Genomic DNA, 18,041 nt, shown 5'->3' with positions numbered 1-18,041 from the left:
AATTGATAATGATATTCAATTCAATAGTATATTTCAGAATTTTTTTATCTGATTTAATTTTCCTTGTTTTCTCTCTTTTCTTTAATCTAGTTAAAAATACGCGAAAGAAATACTCAGTTTCAAAGTACATACTTACTATTTTTCATTAGTAATCTATCCAAAATGGTTAAACAAAAGAGGTATACCTTAATTGGTATACCTCTTTCAAACATCAAGTTTACATAATAATATTATTTAAGCAAATCTATATAACTGTTTGTATAACAAATTCAAATCTCTCCAACAATACGCTGTTTCTTCTATCTTTACTCTCTCTAAAAATTTCATATCAATTTTTTCAGGGTTAAATTTTTCATAAAACTTTGTAGAAGGATTATTCGTAACAACCCAAACTAAAAGTGATTGCATATCATTGTTTATACAATCCGATAATAAAGCTTGAAATAACTTTTGTCCTATTTTCATTCCTTGATACTCTTGTAAAAGGTAGATTGCATATAATTCTCCGTCACAATTATATGTACCAGTTCTTTCTACTCCCCCATCTACAAATCCAACTATTTCTCTATCCGAATTCTCTGCTACAAATCTAAATTGATGATTACCTTCTTTTCGAAAAATATCTTCCCATTGTTTTTCTCGTTTCTCATATGCTATATTATCTAAAATTTCGTCAGCAAATATCCCTTTATACGTTGTTTTCCAACTATCAACATGCACCTTTGCTATACCTGGTATATCATCCTTTATTGCTCTTCTAATATGTATTCCCATCATTTCTCCCCCTCGTTACTCATCATTATATCAATTTCATTCCTTAAAAATCCAAATAAAAAAGAGTGAATTCACTTCACTCTTTTTTATCACAATTATCTACTTTCCACTTCAACTGAAACTACTCGATCAATCTCTTTCAGGGAACTATATAACTCTGTTGTATATAAATCTTCTGGAGCTAAAATAACCATCTCCAGTTGCTGAAATGCTCCACTATCTATATCTTTAATTTTCACGCGTTTCACATGCATGCCTAAATTTTTAATTTGCTTAAATATACCATCTAACTCATGATGCTCTTTAACAGTAATTTTTATAGATAAATCCTTTTGTCTTAATGAATACGGTCCTGCAATTTTCACAAGTTGCGGAAGTACATTAATCGCTAAAATAATTAAAACCATAGCAACTGTCGCTTGTAAATAAAATCCCGCACCAATTGCAATCCCTAAAGCTGAAGCAGCCCACACCATAGAAGCTGTCGTTAATCCAGAAATAACATCATTACTTCTTCGTAAAATGACACCTGCGCCAAGAAAACCAATTCCACTAACAATTTGAGCAGCCAGTCGCATCGGATCCATATTTGTATGTCCTGGAACAGAATATACATGCACAGATTCAATTGAAACCATCGTAATTAAACAACTTGCTACAGAAATAACCATACTTGTTTTCACACCAAGTGGTTTATTCTTTAGCTGCCTATCTATCCCGATGAATAATCCTAAAAAGAGTGCTAAACCTAATTTGAGTAAAAATTCATATGACATATTTCCATTCTCCTTACTTTACAATGTTTCCCTTAGAATAACTCACTATAACTCTTTTATGATATCAATTCCAGTCTTTTCTATTCATTTAACGTAAAAAACCGAAAAAACATTTATAACGATGTTTCTCCGGCTTTTTATTACACTTTAGATTCTTCTTTATCTCTGATCTTTAATCTTAATTTCTGCATCTTTGTAGAATGCTAATTTACTGTCATTATACTCTTTTGTAAATTTGTTAAACTGCTCTTTCGACTTTTGTGCTTCCACATTTAATTCATTAACAGTTTTAACTTTTTCACCGATTTCTTTTAATTTCGTTTCTTTTACTTTTAATTTTTCATACAGTTCTTTTTCAGTCACTAACACTTTCGTGTAATTTTCATTCATCTTTTTGAATGCATCATAACGATTCTTATACGACTCTTCTACTGCTTTTGCTTGTTTTTGTAACTTCTTATCTTCAATCTTCTCTATATTACTTTGAACAGATTTCGTTTCCTTCTGTGCTTTTTCTAGCATTTCTTTCTCACTTTTCAATACTTTTTCACGATCATCTACATTTGCAGTAGCTTGCTCTATTTTCTTCACAACTGCTTCATTATGATCTTTACCTTCTTGCAAAATTTGAGCATATAGTTCTTGACCTTGTTTCTCTAACTGCTCTAATTTTTTTGCTTCATCCACTAAAGATTTTTCTTGTGTTGCTGCTGTTTCAAAAGCTGTATATAAATTTTCTTCTGGTTTTTCACCGAAACAACCTGTTAAAAGTCCTACTGATAATGCTCCAACTACTGCTACTTTTCCATACTTCAACGTTCATTCCTCCATTACATACGGTTATCATGCCAGAAGTTCACTGGGAAGTGACTCTCTTCATGATAAGCTTCAAACTCATAACCCTTTTCTTTTAGCCCTTTTAAAATTGCTGGCACAGCAGCAACTGATTGTGGGTGAATATCATGCATTAAAATTACTTCTTGTGGTTTTGTTGCGTTTGTTAATACGTTTTGAGCAATTTGTGCTGCAGCTGCATCAACTGGTATTTTATTGTATTTCCAATCTAATGAATCAATTGTCCAATCCCATACTTTAAATCCACCTTCTACCACTTTATTTCGAAGACCTTCATTCAATCCAGGCATCGAACCATATGGAGGACGTGTTAATTTAGGTGATTTCCCAATAATATTAGCGATTAAACCTTGATCTTCTTTCATCTCATTTACATACTCGCCATTTTTATATAACTTTGCGAAATTATGTGTCATACTATGCATGCCTACATAATGACCCTCAGCATTTTCACGTTTCACTAAATCAGGAAATTCTTTGACATTCGCTCCAATTAAAAAGAACGTTGCCTTCGCATCATGTTGTTTTAGCGTATTTAATAATTCAGCCGTATATTTCCCTGGCCCATCGTCAAATGTAAGATAAGCAACTTTTCTTTCTTTTCCATTAAAACGACTTGGTGCCGTTTTATTCATTTCAACTTTCGGCTGTTCACTTGCAAGCTGCACTACATTTTCTTGTTTCGCGACAGCTTTTGCTGGTGAAGTAATTGATTGGAACATGTAATACCCAATAGCTACTGCGGCAATCGCTATTAAAACGACTACTATTTGTTTAATTTTTAAAGCTTTTTCCATTCTATCGAATTCCTCTCCCTATTAATCTTATATATAAATCGCCCAATATAATTATACATCTATTTATTTTTATTTCACCATGTAAACAGATTTTTTTGTATTATAATGGGAGTTTTATCAAAAGTATTGTTCCATGTGTTTATACGACTAAACGTATCTCCATGAAGGTCCACCATTTTTTTGACGATAGCTAAGCACCTCTTGTATGATTATTAATCTGGTAAAATAGCTGGTCAATATATGATACATGATCTTTCGCAATTACTATCTCTTCGTCTTTCACCTTAATCGCTTCATTGTGTATAAATATGTAATTGCATTTTGAACAGTCTTTCTTTAACCTGTTTCAATTTCCACCAATTCAATTGTTCTATAAATAGTAATAAATTGAATTTCCTTCCCTTCAACTTTAGGAGCTAATTTCCAAATAGTCCCCTCTAGTATATCGTATAATTACACCTTTTGTTTATATAAATTAAAATGATTTTAGTATAATTTTTCCGCAACAAAAAAACCGTTATTAAAAAGTTGCTAATCCACTTCAAAAAAAAGATTGGCAAAAGCCAATCTTTTTTTATTATTCGTTTCGAACTGGTTTTGGCGTTACACCTAAATGATCATTTAATTTTTTTGAAATATCTTTTACATTTTTTTCATTTGGAATGTAATAATAAATACCACCGATACGTTTATCTGTACCTTCTATTTGCATTTTTTCCATTTCCAAATTAGATCCTGCCATATTTTTTGTAATGGCAAGCATATCGTCAAATGTTAAGTTCGTTTTCATGTTTTTATCAACCGCATCTAGTAAAGAGCCCATTTTGCTAATTGATTGAACAGACATCGCTTTTTTGGCAATTGCTTCTATTACAAGTTGCTGTCTCTGTCCACGCATTGCGTCACTATCAATTTTACGCGTTCTTGCAAGTGCAAGTGCTTGTTCTCCATTTAAATGTTGGTAACCTTTTTCTAAATGGATCATACCAGCTTGGTCTTTACTATCTTGTTCAGTGAAAGTAACTGGTACATCAATATCAATACCACCAATTGAATCGACAATTTGTACGAATGATTCAAAGTTAAACTTCACATAATAATCAACAGGGACATTTAAAAATCTTTCCACCGTATCGCGTGTACTTTCTACGCCACCAAATACGTGAGCATGAGTAATTTTATCTAATTTTTTTCTAGTTGGAATATAAACACGTGAATCACGTGGAATACTTACTAGCTTAACAGATTTATCATCTTTATTAATTGTTGCTAATAAAAGTGCATCTGTTCGAACTGCTTCGCCATATTGGCTTTTTCTCATTTCACTTCCATCTACACCCATGATTAATATTGAAATATTATCCTTTAAAGGTTCAACTTCTTTATCACGCTTTGATGACTTTTCAATTTTTGCATACGCATCATTTACAACAGCTTTTGCTTTATTATATATAAACGAACCATATCCTACTCCTCCAAAAATAAGTAGGAAAAATGGAATTAATATGAACCATTTTATTGACTTTCTTTTAGAACGCTTTTTATTACTTCTCGTATTTTGTTCTAATTCAGAGCTCATACCCATTCGCCTCTCTTTCTCTTTACCAAGTATAATGTAAGTCTATTTATCTTCATATTGAATTTCCTTTCATTAACCTTACAATTTTGTAAGGTTACTACTTAAACCCAATATGTATTCCATTTCACATTATACTCTCGTACTTATTTTTGGCAAGTCACTATTTACCAATTTCAAAAATTTAGCACTTCGCAACATGCAAATTTATAAATTCATTAACTCTTTCATTTTAAATTAGGATATCTTTTTCCAGATAAACGATATGAATAAAGAGTCCAGCTAATGATAAAACCTCTATGAATACAATATATTTCACGTTATTATTTCTCAAACGGCGTATACATGCTTTTCTTCCCCTGATTATCAATAAAAGCCGACTTTGCTTTTATTTTCGTTTTTTCTACTTCCATTTCTTCATTTGAGAAGTTCACAATGATTTTAATATCTTTTCCATAAGAAACAGATTGTACTAGCTTATCTTCTGACAAATACGCAAAATTCGTCATCTCTTCTTTTACTGCTTTTTCATGAACTTCATTCCAAGCTTTTAGATGCTCTGTAATTTCTTTTTTATGTTTATTCCACTCTACTTCATCTAAATGGTACAACGGAGGAACATTATACAATAATTCAGACAGCATTCGATTTCCAACTTCATCTTTTACCTTTAAACTTCCCCATTCCCAATGATGCGTTGTAATAACGGAATCATTGTATACTAATTTATATAATGGTACCGAATATACTGGATTTAAATATACTTGTTTATATTCTTCTTTCAATGGTACTTGTTTTGCATATTTTTCGGGAACATTTTGATTTGGTGACCAATATCCACCGACATAATACGGACTTGTTTTATTTTTTCGCATATCTTCATCGTCCCATTTAATAACAGGTGTTTCAATTCCGTGTGCAAATGCAATCGTACTACTAGCAAAATCATTTCCACCTTCAGAACCAACGACCATACCCTTTTCTTGCGCAATGTAGTCCATTCGTTTTAAACGTGCTTTTAAATCTTGCTCTTGTGTCGTTATATGTTTCGCTGAATAGTCATCGTAAATTTCACCTGTCGCATCACAATCAATAAACCATGAATTATATTTAGGACCATTTTGTAATATATCATTCATGCGTTCCTTTACACTAGGCAGCGATAAAGTCGGGTTTAACTTGCGACCTCTGCCTAAAAAGCCTTGCACCTTTTCTCCGTTTTTCTTCGTTACAGTAGCCTCTTCGTATAATGATGGGTCATTAAAGGATGCTGTGTTCCAATTTTTATCACTTTTTTCGTGAATGGAATGATATGAATCATACGGACCAACTAAATACCCCATTTCCTTAGCTTTTGCCACGAAATTCGGTTGCATAAATCCTTGTTCCCAGTTCGGCAGACCAATCCACGCTTTTTCTATTCCGGCCTCTGTCATTTCCTTTAGTATGTCCGTTCCATCTGCATTACCCCATTTACTTACCTCTTCAACCGCATCGCCAAGTAGCGACTTTAATAAATGCTTATTTAAGCTATACAATTCTGTATTCGTTAAGTGACCTACACCTTTCTTTAATAGCACACTAGCTTCCTGGTCAACGTTTTGAAAAATATCCTCTTTATAAAATTCCTTCATGGATAATACTTCGTTTATATAACGTAAAATAACATTTTTTTGATACTTATCAATGAAATCTTGTTTACTTACTTGATCTAATACATTCAGTTCCCCAGGCTCTGAACTATTCTTTTGAATAAGTTCTTTTATATGACTAAACAGCGGGCTATTTATTTGCTCCCTTAGTTTTGGCCAATTTATATTATTTTCTGATAAACCATTTTGATTCCAAAAATAAAAATGCGCCGCTCCATATAACTTTTCGATTTCTTTATTTTTTCTAGCCTTTTCTTGTAATGTTTTAAATTCACCTTTTCGAACAATATCATCCTTATACAGTTTAGCAATACTTACCGCATCATTATTTGTCACATATAATTGAAATCCATATGTTTTATTTTGATTTATGCTCGGAAATTCATGTGTAAAATCAAATCCTATTTTCGGATCCGAATGAAATTTCAATTCATTATTAAACATATTGTTTGCAATATATACAATTGAATATTTCGAACCATTTAATGCGAAAAACTTCATAGAAAATGATTCAGCAAATGAATATGCATCATCCTTTAAAAACTTCTTCCAATTCTCATCATTGCTCGGAATTTGCTTACCCTCCCATAACGGAAGTGTATAATTTTCAGCTTCTACTTTCGGCCATGTAAAGCTTTCTGCACCAGTCGATTCCACTTCAATGTTTAAGTGGTCTTTTTTCTTTTCTAATTTTATTTTTACTTTTTGATCTGGATATTCCCACGATGTACGATCCTTTTCTTTTTTTACATTCGATACCTTCATTTTCGGTAGGGGTTGTGATGCCTGTTCCTTTACACCCTCATGTTCTACAGTTAATGTGAATGTTTCTGGATTTACATCATAAGTAAAATCTTTATACTTCGCTTTCTTTATTTTAGACTCTTGTACAGCATTACTACCTTTTACGTCACAACCGACTAAAGTCGAAAATGACATAGTTGTAAGAAGACATATCGCTATCATTTTTTTCATCCTCTGCACCTCCACCAATGAATATACAGGTGGTTTGTTACAGGAATGTGGCAAAAAATAATAGAGCTAGCATTTTGCTAGCTCTATTTGGAGTATTAAAAGTTGATATGAACAACTATAATTCGCTTAAAAGATATGTAATACAGTAACTGCATTTTTTTCTCAACAATTATGAAACTAAACAAATCAAAATTTTAACAAGCATTCTTTAACTGAAAAAATAAGTGTATACAATGTATCCTAAAAGTAGTACTAAAATGATTATCCCTGTACTTTTCCAATTCATACCGCCTGCTATATCAACTGGACTACCTGTTTCCGCTCTATTGAGTCCGTCATGTAAAGAACCAGTAAGATTACTTTTTAATTCACTTTGTCTCATACGCTCTCTTTTTTCTTCTGGTGAATCTTTATTCATTTAATCACCCCCAAAATGAATGCACTCTTTGCTACATTATTCAAAATTAACATTTGTTTTATATTTTTCCCGAAAAAACCTAATTTAAAATAGGTTTGCAACGTAAAGAAAGCTAGCCATGCCAGCTTTCTTTATAATCCAATATGCTCTTCCTTATTTACAATAATACCTTTATGGTCGATTTCAAGCTCACATACTTTCATATCTGTAAATACTCTCGCTAATTGCTCAGCGATTTCTTGACGTTTCTCATACGGCGTTAAAATAAAAATAGATGGTCCCGCACCGCTAAGTGCTGTGCCGTATGCACCAAATTCTTTTGCACATTTACGAATAGATGGTAATAACGGTACGAGTTCTAAACGATACGGCTCGTGAAAATGATCTCTTTCCATCATTTCACCTACAACTTCCCACTTCTTTTGACAAAACGCAGCTACTAATACGTTGCTGATTGCACTAGCCTTAACTGCTTCATGAAACGGAAACACATCTGGTAATACAGATCGGCTTTCCTCTGTATTTAACTCTTCATTCGGAATAAGAGAAATTACACCTAATTCCTTACTTTCAATTCTTACAACCGAAACATTCTTTCCATCAAGTGCTCCGATTACAGTTCCTCCTAGAATGGAGGCAGCAACATTATCAGGATGTCCTTCAAAATTTGTAGCAATTTGAACTTTTTGATCAGCAGTTAAGTTCAAATTGCCTAGTTGATTCGCAACCTCTATCCCAGCTACAATCGCTGATGCACTACTTCCTAGCCCTCTTGTTAATGGAATATTACTAGTAACTTCTATTATATGGGGTGATATAGAAGGACATACTTTACATGCCGTGCTAACGATTAAATTTTTATCGTCTGTCGGAATTGATTCTTCAAAGGAATGGATTACTTGCCATTTATCAGCTTTTTCTTTGACCACCACATCTAAATACAATGACAAAGCTATTCCAACTGAATCAAATCCAGGACCAACATTTGCCGTACTAGCAGGGACACGAACGCTTAATGGTATCACGACATAATCACCCCTTTAATATGATCTTTAATTTGTTCTATATCATTTGACAAACTTGCGATGTCTAGTTGATTTGAAGAAATAGCGATATCAGGATCCTTCAAACCATTTCCAGTTAATACTGCAACAACTGTTTCTCCCTTTTTGATTTTTCCAGATTTAACATGTTTAATTACGCCGGCTAATGAAGCATTTGATCCCGGTTCAGCGAAAACTCCTTCAGTTTTTGCCAATAACCTATACGCATGTAAAATTTCTTCATCTGATACCATATCTATTTCACCACGAGACTGCTCGGCAGCCTCTACTGCATACGACCAACTTGCTGGGTTACCAATGCGAATTGCTGTTGCAATTGTTTCAGGCTCTTCAATTACATGCCCTTTTACAATTGCCGCTGCTCCTTCTGCTTCAAAGCCATGAATTCTTGGCTTCTTATAACCTTTTTCTTTCTCATATTCACAGAAGCCTTTCCAATATGCTGTAATATTCCCTGCGTTCCCAACAGGGATAGCTAGAACATCTGGTGCATTTTGCAATTGGTCACAAATTTCAAATGCTGCCGTTTTTTGCCCTTCAATTCGATAAGGATTCACTGAATTTACTAATGTAATCGGCTCTTCTGCAGCAATATTTCTTACAGCCTTAAGTGCATCATCGAAATTCCCTTCTATTGAAATAATTTCAGCTCCATAAGCGACCGCTTGCGCTAATTTTCCATGCGCAATCTTTCCTTCAGGGATTACGATTATACATTTCATCCCAAGACGTGCCGCATATGCTGCAGCTGATGCTGATGTATTACCTGTTGATGCACAAATGATTGCTTCTGAACCTTCTTCTTTCGCCTTAGCAACTGCCATCACCATACCACGATCTTTAAAAGAACCTGTCGGATTCGCTCCTTCGTACTTACCATATAGCTGAATCCCTAATTGCTTTGATATATTTAATAACGGAATAAGAGGTGTGTTTCCTTCCATTAAGCTGACATTAGGTGTGTTTTCATTCACCGGTAAATAAGAAGCATACTGTTTTAATAGTCCTTTATACATATTGTTTTTCCTCCTCGATAATGTAGTAACTGTTTATTTCACTTGCGACATCTTCTATCGCTCCTAAAACCCGTTCGAATTGATACTTTGAAGTTCGATGTGTCACAACAACAACTTCTGCCAGTTCACGGTTTAAAGGTAATTGAATAACTTCTTTTAAACTTACAGAGTAATTAACGAAACATTCTGTTATTTTTTGCAACATCCCAGGCTCATCTCGTAATGAAATACGCAAGAAATATTTCGAAACTACTTCTTCATCACCTTGTAATTCATAAGGAACTGGTTCTTTTAACGCACTTTTATTTTTCGGCACTTGATTCATATTTTTAACGATGGAAATAATATCACTTACTACAGCAGAACCAGTTGGCAACTTTCCAGCTCCAGGTCCGTAAAACATTACTTCTCCTACCGCTTGACCGTGAACATATACTGCATTAAATTCATTATTTACATTCGATAATGGATGACGACTTGGTAAAAGTGTCGGTTCTACACTTAAATGAATGGCTGATCCTTGTTTTTCTGCTTTCCCAATTAACTTCATAGTAAATCCTAACTTTTCAGCCATTTGTAAATCTTCTTTTTCAACCTTTCGAATCCCTCTTACTTGCACATCATCTAATGAAACATTCATCGAAAAACCTAAGTTTGCAAGAATTGCTACCTTTCGCGCCGCATCTAGTCCATCTACATCTGCTGTCGGATCCGATTCTGCAAAACCTAATTTTTGAGCTTCCTGTAAAGCCTCTTCATAAGACCACCCATTTTGACTCATTTTTGTTAACATATAATTTGTTGTACCATTTACAATTCCCATTATTTTTTCAATTTGATCTGATGCTAGCCCGTCAGTTAGTCCTCTTAACACTGGAATACCGCCTGCTACGCTCGCTTCATAACATAAATCACAATCATTATCGTTCGCCAGTTGAAGAAGCTCCGCACCATATACAGCCATTAAATCTTTATTTGCTGTTACGACATGTTTTTTATTTCGTAAAGCCTTAACAATATGCTGTTTTGCTTCTTCAATTCCGCCCATTACCTCTACTACAATATCAATATTTGAATCATTTAGAACTTCATCTGCATGACTTGTTACTGCAATTCCATCAATACAAACATCGCGTTCTTTTTCCAAATCACGTACAACGACTGTTTTCACTTTCACTTCGTATCCTGTATCAAGAGCGATTTTTTTATAATGTTCTTTCAAAATATGAACAACACCACTTCCGACCGTACCTAAGCCTAATACCCCAACATTTATAACGTTATTCATCTTCTAATCTCCTCCTAAAAGTTTAATTGTTACACCTATAAATCACCTTATCCTGCTCTTTGGCCATGCAGGTGGTGGTTATTTCCGTACGTACAAATTGTTTCATGTTACAAGCACCTCCTTTCAAAGTAATAAAAAAACACACTCATCCCTAGGAAAGGGACGAATGTGTTTTCGTGGTTCCACCCTTGTTCCAACCTAGACGTATCTCCTTCTAGATTGCTCAAGTTCAGATAACGGCTGATACCGTCAATAATTACTAGATTACTCGTTCACTATTGAAGTTCAAAGGTGGTAAAATCATTTCTCGTGTTAGGAAGCTCACACCCTAGACTTCCCTCTCTGTAAACCGTAAAAATGATTTCTTGTCCTTATCGTTACTTTTTCGTTCATGTTTATTTGTTAACTCATTATACTCGCATAAAAAACAAAATCAATACTATTTTTTAATCATTTTAAATTTTCAATCTCTAAGGTCGTAAAAAAACACACTCACCCCTAGGAAAGGGACGAATGTGTTTTCGTGGTTCCACCCTTGTTCCAATCTAGACGTATCTCCTTCTAGATTGCTCAAGTTCAGATAACGGCTGATACCGTCAATAATTACTAGATTACTCGTTCACTATTGAAGTTCAAAGGTGGTAAAATCATTTCTCGTGTTAGGAAGCTCACACCCTAGACTTCCCTCTCTGTAAACCGTAAAAATGATTTCTTGTCCTTATCGTTACTTTTTCGTTCATGTCTATTTGTTAACTTATTATAGTTATCAACTTTTTAAAAAGCAAGCCTATTTTTACTAACTATTTTCAAGAATTTTTTTATTATATTTTACAATAGCATTATGCAACCGCCACTCAATTTACCTATTTTGTTACTTCTCCAGTTTATAAATCAACGGTTCATATATAAAGTGAAACTTTAATCAGTGGGGATTTTGTTCATCCCCACTGATTATTAGTCGAACCAATCGGGCTTTTACGGGCAGTTGATACCCACCTAACTTCTTTACTTACGCTGAATTTTAAGGTAGGGGTCTTACTGCCCGTTAATGCGGGATAAGTTCCCCATTCTAAAACCCGTACATATCCACCTTACAAAACTATATCAATAAAATTTTCAATACAATCTTTTTGTATAACTTTCCTCTAAAGAACGAGCAACATCTTCTTCTGAAGTATTCACTTTCGCATGCTCCAGCAACATTTTTGCTACTGAAGGTAACTCTTTTTTATTTAACCAAGATTCTGAATCCCACATCTTAGAACGAATAAAAGCTTTTGCACAATGAATATAACACTCTTCTATTTCAACAACAATTCCAAGCAACGGATTACGTCCATTCGCCTGCATTTCTTTCAAAACTTCTTCGTCGTTTGTAATATACGCTCGGCCATTTATCCGGAGCGTCTCCCCAAGACCTGGAATAAAAAAGATTAGTCCTACACGTGGATTTGAAATAATATTCAAAATGGAGTCTATACGACGATTGCCCGGTCTTTCTGGAATGATAATTTTATTATTTAATACGTATACAAATCCAGGTGCATCTCCTCTCGGCGAAGCATCACACTCTCCTAATTTATTTGCAGTAGATAATACTAGAAAAGGAGATTTAGACAGAAAATCTACGCAATGGTGGTCTAATGATGAAATAACTTTCTTTAACGCTCGCTCACTTGGTTGCCCCAATATTTTCCGTAGCTCTTCCTCTGTTGAAATAATCGATTTTATTTCCGCACGCTCTATCCCCACTTATAACCACTCCTTTTTCTTTATTTTCCCAAAATTCAATACAAATATTGTATAATGAAATTTGCAGAAAGGGGAATTAAAATGACAGAGTGGTTAACAATATTTGATCCTGAAAGAAATACACTTGGGAAGAAATTACGTGATGAAGTGCATCGTGACGGTGATTGGCACGAAACATTTCATTGTTGGTTTGTAGAAAAAGATGCTGAAGATATGTTCTTATATTTCCAATTACGCTCTAAAAATAAAAAAGAAGCTCCATGTATATGGGATATTACTTCAGCTGGACATATTATGCATGATGAAGATGTACAAATTGGTGGCCTTCGTGAAATCGAAGAAGAATTGGGGCTTTCCTTTCAAACTACTGATTTAATATACAAAGGCATCTTTAAAATAGATTATGAAATTTCAAATCTTACTGATCGTGAATTTTGTCATATGTATTTTCACAATGTTATCAATCCACTTCCATTCGCACCAGGTGAAGAAGTAGACGATGTGATGAAAGTACATGCAACTTCTTTTCTACAACTATTAAAAAGAGAAATTTCATCTTTAAAGACTATTTCAGTCTTAAACAATACACCGATTACGATAACATTTGAAGATATTTATCCGTATGATCTTGCATACTATGAATTTGTTATAGAGCAAGGAAAAGAAGTATTAAAAAATAATAGTTTATAAATAAAATAGGACTCTCAGCATCATATTGCGTGGAGTCCTATTTTTCATTATTGCTCAAGTACTTTTAATCTACTCTCTACTTGTATAAATAAACGCATAATTAATAACAGCATAACCACCATAATCGCTATCATTGTATGTGGATATCTAAACAGTATACTAATAACACTCCCAATTAACATCATGATGAATCCATTTTGCTTCATCACTGCTGCACTATACCTATTACCCGCATCCCATAATTCCTTATTTTTCATAGATCGTTTCGTACGATAACCATATGCCGCATTAATATCTGTCGGTGGATTTTTTTGAAGGATAAGTGCCGCAAGTATAAATATAATTCCAATCAATATGCTTATTCCTATGTTTACTAGTGCATAAATCAATTATATCCCTCCTAAACTTACACTTTCATTATACGGCATAACCCTATTTTTTCCAATCCATAACACATTCACTTTCTTTCTTTCTTTTGATGTCTGAAACATACTTGGAAGTGTTACAAAACGTGCCCCTTTCGTTTTTAACTGCGGAATGATTTTGTCTAGTGCATCTACAGATCCTTGTAAATGCCCACCTGGTGTTGAATGCTGGAGGATGACACTTCCAGGAAATGAATTCCCTAACACATTATTTGTAATCGTATCAGCGCTTACACCTTTCCAATCAACCGTATCAACACTCCACTGTACGATCATAAAATTTTGCTCTGTTGCCCATTTTAATTGATTTTCAAGTATTTCACCGTATGGCGGACGTATAAACTTTGGTGCGTAACCAGCTAAACGATTTAATATTTCTTCCGTTTTTATTATTTGATTATGGTACTCAACGTCATTTACTTTTGCTAAATTCGGATGACTATACGTATGATTACCAATTACATGCCCTTCATTTGCAATACGCTTTACTACGTTTGGATACTTTTCTGCGTTTTCACCAAGCAGGAAGAAAGTCGCTTTCACATTATGTTGTTTTAACTTATCTAATATTTTTGGCGTAAAGACTAAATCTGGCCCATCATCAAATGTAAGGGCTACTTCCGCTTTATTGTAAGAACCTGAAAATGCATACGCATATTTTTCGACCCACGAAAATGGTGTCCATGATCCACGCTCATATGCTTTCATTGGTACTTCATAATTTTGAGGGGTATATACGTAAGGTAATGAGCTTTTATAGTCTCCATAATAAAATGAGTTATATGGCATATAAGCATACGAAACATCTCGTTCTAGTCCCCATTGATATGGAACGAACATTTCTGGCGAATAAAAATAATACATGATAAAAACCTCCCTAAATTTTCATATGTGATTCATCTGCACTTTGTTAGAGAAATTGTTATTCATAAGCAAAAATAAGACTGTCCGTTAACAGGACAGTCTTACTGCTTTATATTATTAATAAATCGATGTACTATCTTTTGGCAAAGCTTTCACATGTTTTAAATAGTTCGTCACTTTATCATCATCATCTTGCGGATATTGATATCCATATGTGTTAGCAATTTCATTCGCCACTTCTCTAAATAAATCACCCATGACAAAGAATGAGCCCCATATGTTTTCGTATTCTGCATTAGAAAATGTCTTTTTAAATTGCTTCCACATATCTTCTTCAACATATTGCTCGAAATTCTTTCCAAACTTACCTGCATTAACTGTAAAATCTGTTTTCATACCAACATGCCATTCTAGCATTACGATGAACATATCTCGTACTGGACCATCAAGCATCCCTTTCGCATAAGAAAGTTCTTCTCTCCATAGTCCTTTCCCTACATTCGTACTACACCACCAAAATTCATTACAGCAATCTAAAAACTCTTTTTCTGTAGGCTTTTTTATTAAGTAGTCTTTATCGCTTGCTGGTGGAAATTCAACAATACAATTATCTTTATCAAGAAGCAGCTTACTTAAACTATCTTGTCCAACGAACTTATTTATCAAATCAAATGGAACGAGCGTTAAATCAATTCGATTTCCATCCATAAACTGCATTAAATACGGAAATTTCCCGTCTTCGTCCGCTGGAATTAATGACATTTCTTCTGGCATTTGTACAATCATTATTTCTCCAAATCTATGAATCCAATTATGATTAGACGTAAAAGATTGTATATCATGTACAACATACATAATATCGTAGTCTTGAAAACAATCTCTCTTCACATTTGAATTTACACGTGATCCATTCATGATAACTGCTCGGATTCTTTCATCCTCTTTTGCTGTATTTATAATTAAGTCTAACATTTCTTTTTCAGTTCTCATCTATTCCTAACCTCCAATTTTTATATAAACTTATATTTCCAAGTATGTTGGAGGTCCACGAGGTAGCTGCGTTGTACAAGATACATGTTATAATTTTTGAAATTTCTTTTTCATTTTCTCTCCTCCTATTTTTTTATATCTTTCATCCCCTTCAGCAATTGCAAACTCTTCTGTAATTTCATTCATAGGTACTATTGTTACTTCAATTGTTTTTACAATTGCTACCGGATTTTCATCGTAATCCAAAATAACAGAGTAGTCCTCTGTAGTTGGTAACGGTACATTCTTTAATTCATAGAAGAGATATGCAGAACAAGTTGCCGTTTTCGTTCCGTCAACTACTTGCTTAGCAAGACGATTTGCGGTATCACCAAATTTCCAAGCACTCACCGTTTTTGGTATCTCAGCATCTTTCCAATACTCCGCCCAGTATTGTTGTGCTGCTTCATTCATTATCTCTCACTCCCCTAAAGTCTACTATAAATATAATAGACTTTCGAACGGTATCACTCTTTTACTACTGCCATTACAAACCCATCGTATCCTTTACTTCCGACAGTTTGAAGCGCTGTAGCACTAACACGTGGCTCATCAGCTATTAATTCATAGAAACGACGTATCCCTTGTACACGAGGATCGGTACTAGTATTGTCAATAACTTCTCCTTCACGTACTACGTTATCCCCAATAATTACAGTACCCGGTCGTGATAGTTTTAGTGCCCATTCAAAATAAGCAGGGTTATTTTGTTTATCAGCATCTATAAAAATAAAATCAAACGGTTCATACTTCTCGTTTTCTATTTGTTGTAAAGAATCTAACGCTAATCCTGTTCGTATTTCAATTTTATCAGTCAAATTAGCACGCTCAATATTGCTACGTGCAATTTCTGCATGTTTTTCACTTGCTTCCAATGTAACAACTCGGCCTCCAGATGGCAATGCTCTAGCAATCCATATCGTGCTATATCCGCCTAGCGTACCAATTTCTAAAACATTACGGGCCCCTTGAATTTGTACTAATAGTTGTAAAAACTTACCTTGCGTTGGTGATACATCATGTGCTGGCAAATTAGCTGCAGCATTAGTTTGAAGAACCCCTTCTAATGTAGAATCTTTCGGTATTAATACATCACTCATATATTGATCAACAGCCGTCCATTTCTCAATTCCAATCATGCAAATACCACCCCTTTCAATTTTCCAATACTTTCTACCATTCCCTTTTGATTATACAGAAAATTCTGTCTTAAACACAAAAAATAAAGAAGGGACATCTATCCCATTACAGAATAGATATCCCTTCTTTTATTAATAAATGTAATTCTTATGGATTAGTAGACCAAAGTCCAGCTGATTTAATAAATGTACGTTTATTTAATTTCAGCTGTGCTACGATAAATTCTGCAATATCTTCAGCTTGCATAACTTTATCAGGATTTCCGTCAGTTAATCCTAAATCTACAGCCATGTCTGTTGCTACTGTACTTGGTGTTAAAGCCGTTACACGAATGTTATGCTTACGAACTTCCATCGCTAACGATTCTGTTAAACCAAGAACACCAAATTTAGAAGCACTATATGCACTTGTTACAGGTGCACCTTTTTGTCCTGCTGTAGATGAAATGTTAATGATATCACCAGATTGTTGTTCAATCATGCTTGGTAAAGCAGCACGAGTTGCATAATATACACCCATTAAGTTTACTTGAATGATTTTTTCCCAATCAGCAACATCTAATTCTAAAAACTTACCGAATTTAGAAATACCAGCGTTATTAATTAAAATATCGATAGATCCTAAACCATTTTTTAACGTTTCAATCGCAGTTGTTACTTCTTCGTATGAAGAAACATCAGCAGTTGCAATAACAGCTTTTACACCTTCTGCTTCTACTTCTTTCGCTACAGCTTTTAAGTTTTCTTCTGAACGAGCTAATAGTCCTACATTTACGCCTTCTTTCGCTAATGCGATTGCGACAGCGCGACCAATCCCTCTACCTGCTCCTGTAATTAAAGCATTTTTGCCTTGTAATAATTCTGCCAAGTATAACACTCCTTAATCATCTCAGTTATGTATTATATTAAAATTGTATCTATGTTTATGTAAAAAGGCAATGATGCACTTTC

The 18,041-nt window shown here is 34.1% G+C and carries 18 protein-coding genes, 1 pseudogene and 2 other annotated features; of the genes and pseudogenes, 1 reads left to right on the top strand and 18 read right to left on the bottom strand.

Annotated elements, in window-relative coordinates; translation table 11 throughout:
* Positions 1 to 234: 234 nt before the first annotated feature.
* The 12 genes and pseudogenes from RT27_RS00415 to RT27_RS00365 all read right to left on the bottom strand — a co-directional run bounded on the left by RT27_RS00415 (position 235) and on the right by RT27_RS00365 (position 12,943).
* Positions 235 to 777, bottom strand: a complete 543-nt coding sequence (locus RT27_RS00415; protein WP_048564624.1) for a GNAT family N-acetyltransferase — start codon at positions 775 to 777, stop codon at positions 235 to 237.
* 92 nt (positions 778 to 869) lie between these two features.
* Positions 870 to 1,550 carry an MgtC/SapB family protein gene (locus RT27_RS00410; protein ID WP_000119510.1) on the bottom strand — a complete coding sequence of 227 codons (681 nt, stop codon included), beginning with the start codon at positions 1,548 to 1,550 and terminating at the stop codon, positions 870 to 872.
* A gap of 159 nt (positions 1,551 to 1,709) precedes the next feature.
* Complete coding sequence (locus RT27_RS00405; protein WP_043935035.1) at positions 1,710 to 2,366, bottom strand: YkyA family protein; 657 nt, start codon at positions 2,364 to 2,366, stop codon at positions 1,710 to 1,712.
* Between the two features lie 14 nt (positions 2,367 to 2,380).
* The gene (locus RT27_RS00400) at positions 2,381 to 3,202 is read right to left on the bottom strand and encodes a peptidoglycan-N-acetylglucosamine deacetylase (protein WP_043935034.1); all 822 of its coding nucleotides are present in this window, start codon (positions 3,200 to 3,202) and stop codon (positions 2,381 to 2,383) included.
* 100 nt (positions 3,203 to 3,302) lie between these two features.
* A pseudogene (locus RT27_RS35670) lies at positions 3,303 to 3,700 on the bottom strand (sensor histidine kinase); the annotation flags it as partial.
* 79 nt (positions 3,701 to 3,779) lie between these two features.
* Positions 3,780 to 4,781 carry an LCP family protein gene (locus RT27_RS00395; protein ID WP_002093954.1) on the bottom strand — a complete coding sequence of 334 codons (1,002 nt, stop codon included), beginning with the start codon at positions 4,779 to 4,781 and terminating at the stop codon, positions 3,780 to 3,782.
* Between the two features lie 320 nt (positions 4,782 to 5,101).
* Entirely contained in the window at positions 5,102 to 7,405 is a 2,304-nt protein-coding gene (locus RT27_RS00390; protein WP_043935033.1) for a glycoside hydrolase, read from the bottom strand.
* Positions 7,406 to 7,613: 208 nt separating this feature from the next.
* Positions 7,614 to 7,823 (bottom strand): DUF6366 family protein, encoded by a 210-nt coding sequence (locus RT27_RS00385; RefSeq protein WP_016081995.1) that lies wholly within the window; start codon positions 7,821 to 7,823, stop codon positions 7,614 to 7,616.
* A 131-nt stretch (positions 7,824 to 7,954) separates the two neighbouring features.
* Positions 7,955 to 8,848 (bottom strand): homoserine kinase, encoded by an 894-nt coding sequence (gene thrB / locus RT27_RS00380; RefSeq protein WP_016081996.1) that lies wholly within the window; start codon positions 8,846 to 8,848, stop codon positions 7,955 to 7,957.
* The gene (gene thrC, locus RT27_RS00375) at positions 8,845 to 9,903 is read right to left on the bottom strand and encodes a threonine synthase (RefSeq protein ID WP_029442039.1); all 1,059 of its coding nucleotides are present in this window, start codon (positions 9,901 to 9,903) and stop codon (positions 8,845 to 8,847) included. Before thrC ends, thrB begins: the two co-directional genes overlap by 4 nt.
* Positions 9,896 to 11,191 carry a homoserine dehydrogenase gene (locus tag RT27_RS00370; protein ID WP_016081998.1) on the bottom strand — a complete coding sequence of 432 codons (1,296 nt, stop codon included), beginning with the start codon at positions 11,189 to 11,191 and terminating at the stop codon, positions 9,896 to 9,898. The genes thrC and RT27_RS00370 overlap by 8 nt, the downstream gene beginning before the upstream one ends.
* Before the next feature lie 155 nt (positions 11,192 to 11,346).
* Positions 11,347 to 11,578 (bottom strand) — a binding site (T-box leader).
* Between the two features lie 115 nt (positions 11,579 to 11,693).
* Positions 11,694 to 11,925: a binding site (T-box leader), on the bottom strand.
* A 382-nt stretch (positions 11,926 to 12,307) separates the two neighbouring features.
* Positions 12,308 to 12,943: a pyridoxamine 5'-phosphate oxidase family protein gene (locus tag RT27_RS00365; RefSeq protein ID WP_043935032.1), complete on the bottom strand. Its 636-nt coding sequence runs from the start codon at positions 12,941 to 12,943 to the stop codon at positions 12,308 to 12,310.
* A gap of 81 nt (positions 12,944 to 13,024) precedes the next feature.
* Between RT27_RS00365 and RT27_RS00360 the strand changes: the two genes are divergently transcribed.
* Positions 13,025 to 13,633, top strand: a complete 609-nt coding sequence (locus tag RT27_RS00360) for an NUDIX domain-containing protein (RefSeq protein WP_016082000.1) — start codon at positions 13,025 to 13,027, stop codon at positions 13,631 to 13,633.
* Between the two features lie 47 nt (positions 13,634 to 13,680).
* Here RT27_RS00360 and RT27_RS00355 read toward each other — a convergent pair whose 3' ends face one another.
* From RT27_RS00355 to RT27_RS00330, 6 genes are all read right to left on the bottom strand, one after another.
* The gene (locus tag RT27_RS00355; RefSeq protein WP_000638559.1) at positions 13,681 to 14,022 is read right to left on the bottom strand and encodes an SdpI family protein; all 342 of its coding nucleotides are present in this window, start codon (positions 14,020 to 14,022) and stop codon (positions 13,681 to 13,683) included.
* The gene (locus RT27_RS00350; protein ID WP_043935031.1) at positions 14,023 to 14,922 is read right to left on the bottom strand and encodes a peptidoglycan-N-acetylglucosamine deacetylase; all 900 of its coding nucleotides are present in this window, start codon (positions 14,920 to 14,922) and stop codon (positions 14,023 to 14,025) included.
* Between the two features lie 117 nt (positions 14,923 to 15,039).
* Positions 15,040 to 15,912 carry an aminoglycoside 6-adenylyltransferase gene (locus RT27_RS00345; protein ID WP_043935030.1) on the bottom strand — a complete coding sequence of 291 codons (873 nt, stop codon included), beginning with the start codon at positions 15,910 to 15,912 and terminating at the stop codon, positions 15,040 to 15,042.
* An 87-nt stretch (positions 15,913 to 15,999) separates the two neighbouring features.
* Entirely contained in the window at positions 16,000 to 16,365 is a 366-nt protein-coding gene (locus tag RT27_RS00340) for an ASCH domain-containing protein (protein WP_016082003.1), read from the bottom strand.
* 53 nt (positions 16,366 to 16,418) lie between these two features.
* Positions 16,419 to 17,090 carry an O-methyltransferase gene (locus tag RT27_RS00335; RefSeq protein WP_000579239.1) on the bottom strand — a complete coding sequence of 224 codons (672 nt, stop codon included), beginning with the start codon at positions 17,088 to 17,090 and terminating at the stop codon, positions 16,419 to 16,421.
* A 148-nt stretch (positions 17,091 to 17,238) separates the two neighbouring features.
* The gene (locus RT27_RS00330; RefSeq protein WP_000818985.1) at positions 17,239 to 17,958 is read right to left on the bottom strand and encodes a 3-ketoacyl-ACP reductase; all 720 of its coding nucleotides are present in this window, start codon (positions 17,956 to 17,958) and stop codon (positions 17,239 to 17,241) included.
* Between the last annotated feature and the right edge of the window lie 83 nt (positions 17,959 to 18,041).

The organism is Bacillus sp. L_1B0_5 (genome assembly GCF_000836715.1).
GTDB classification, from domain to species: Bacteria; Bacillota; Bacilli; order Bacillales; family Bacillaceae_G; genus Bacillus_A; species Bacillus_A thuringiensis_S.
Note: the sequence above shows the minus strand (reverse complement) of the source record. Positions and strands in the feature narration are given on the sequence as shown.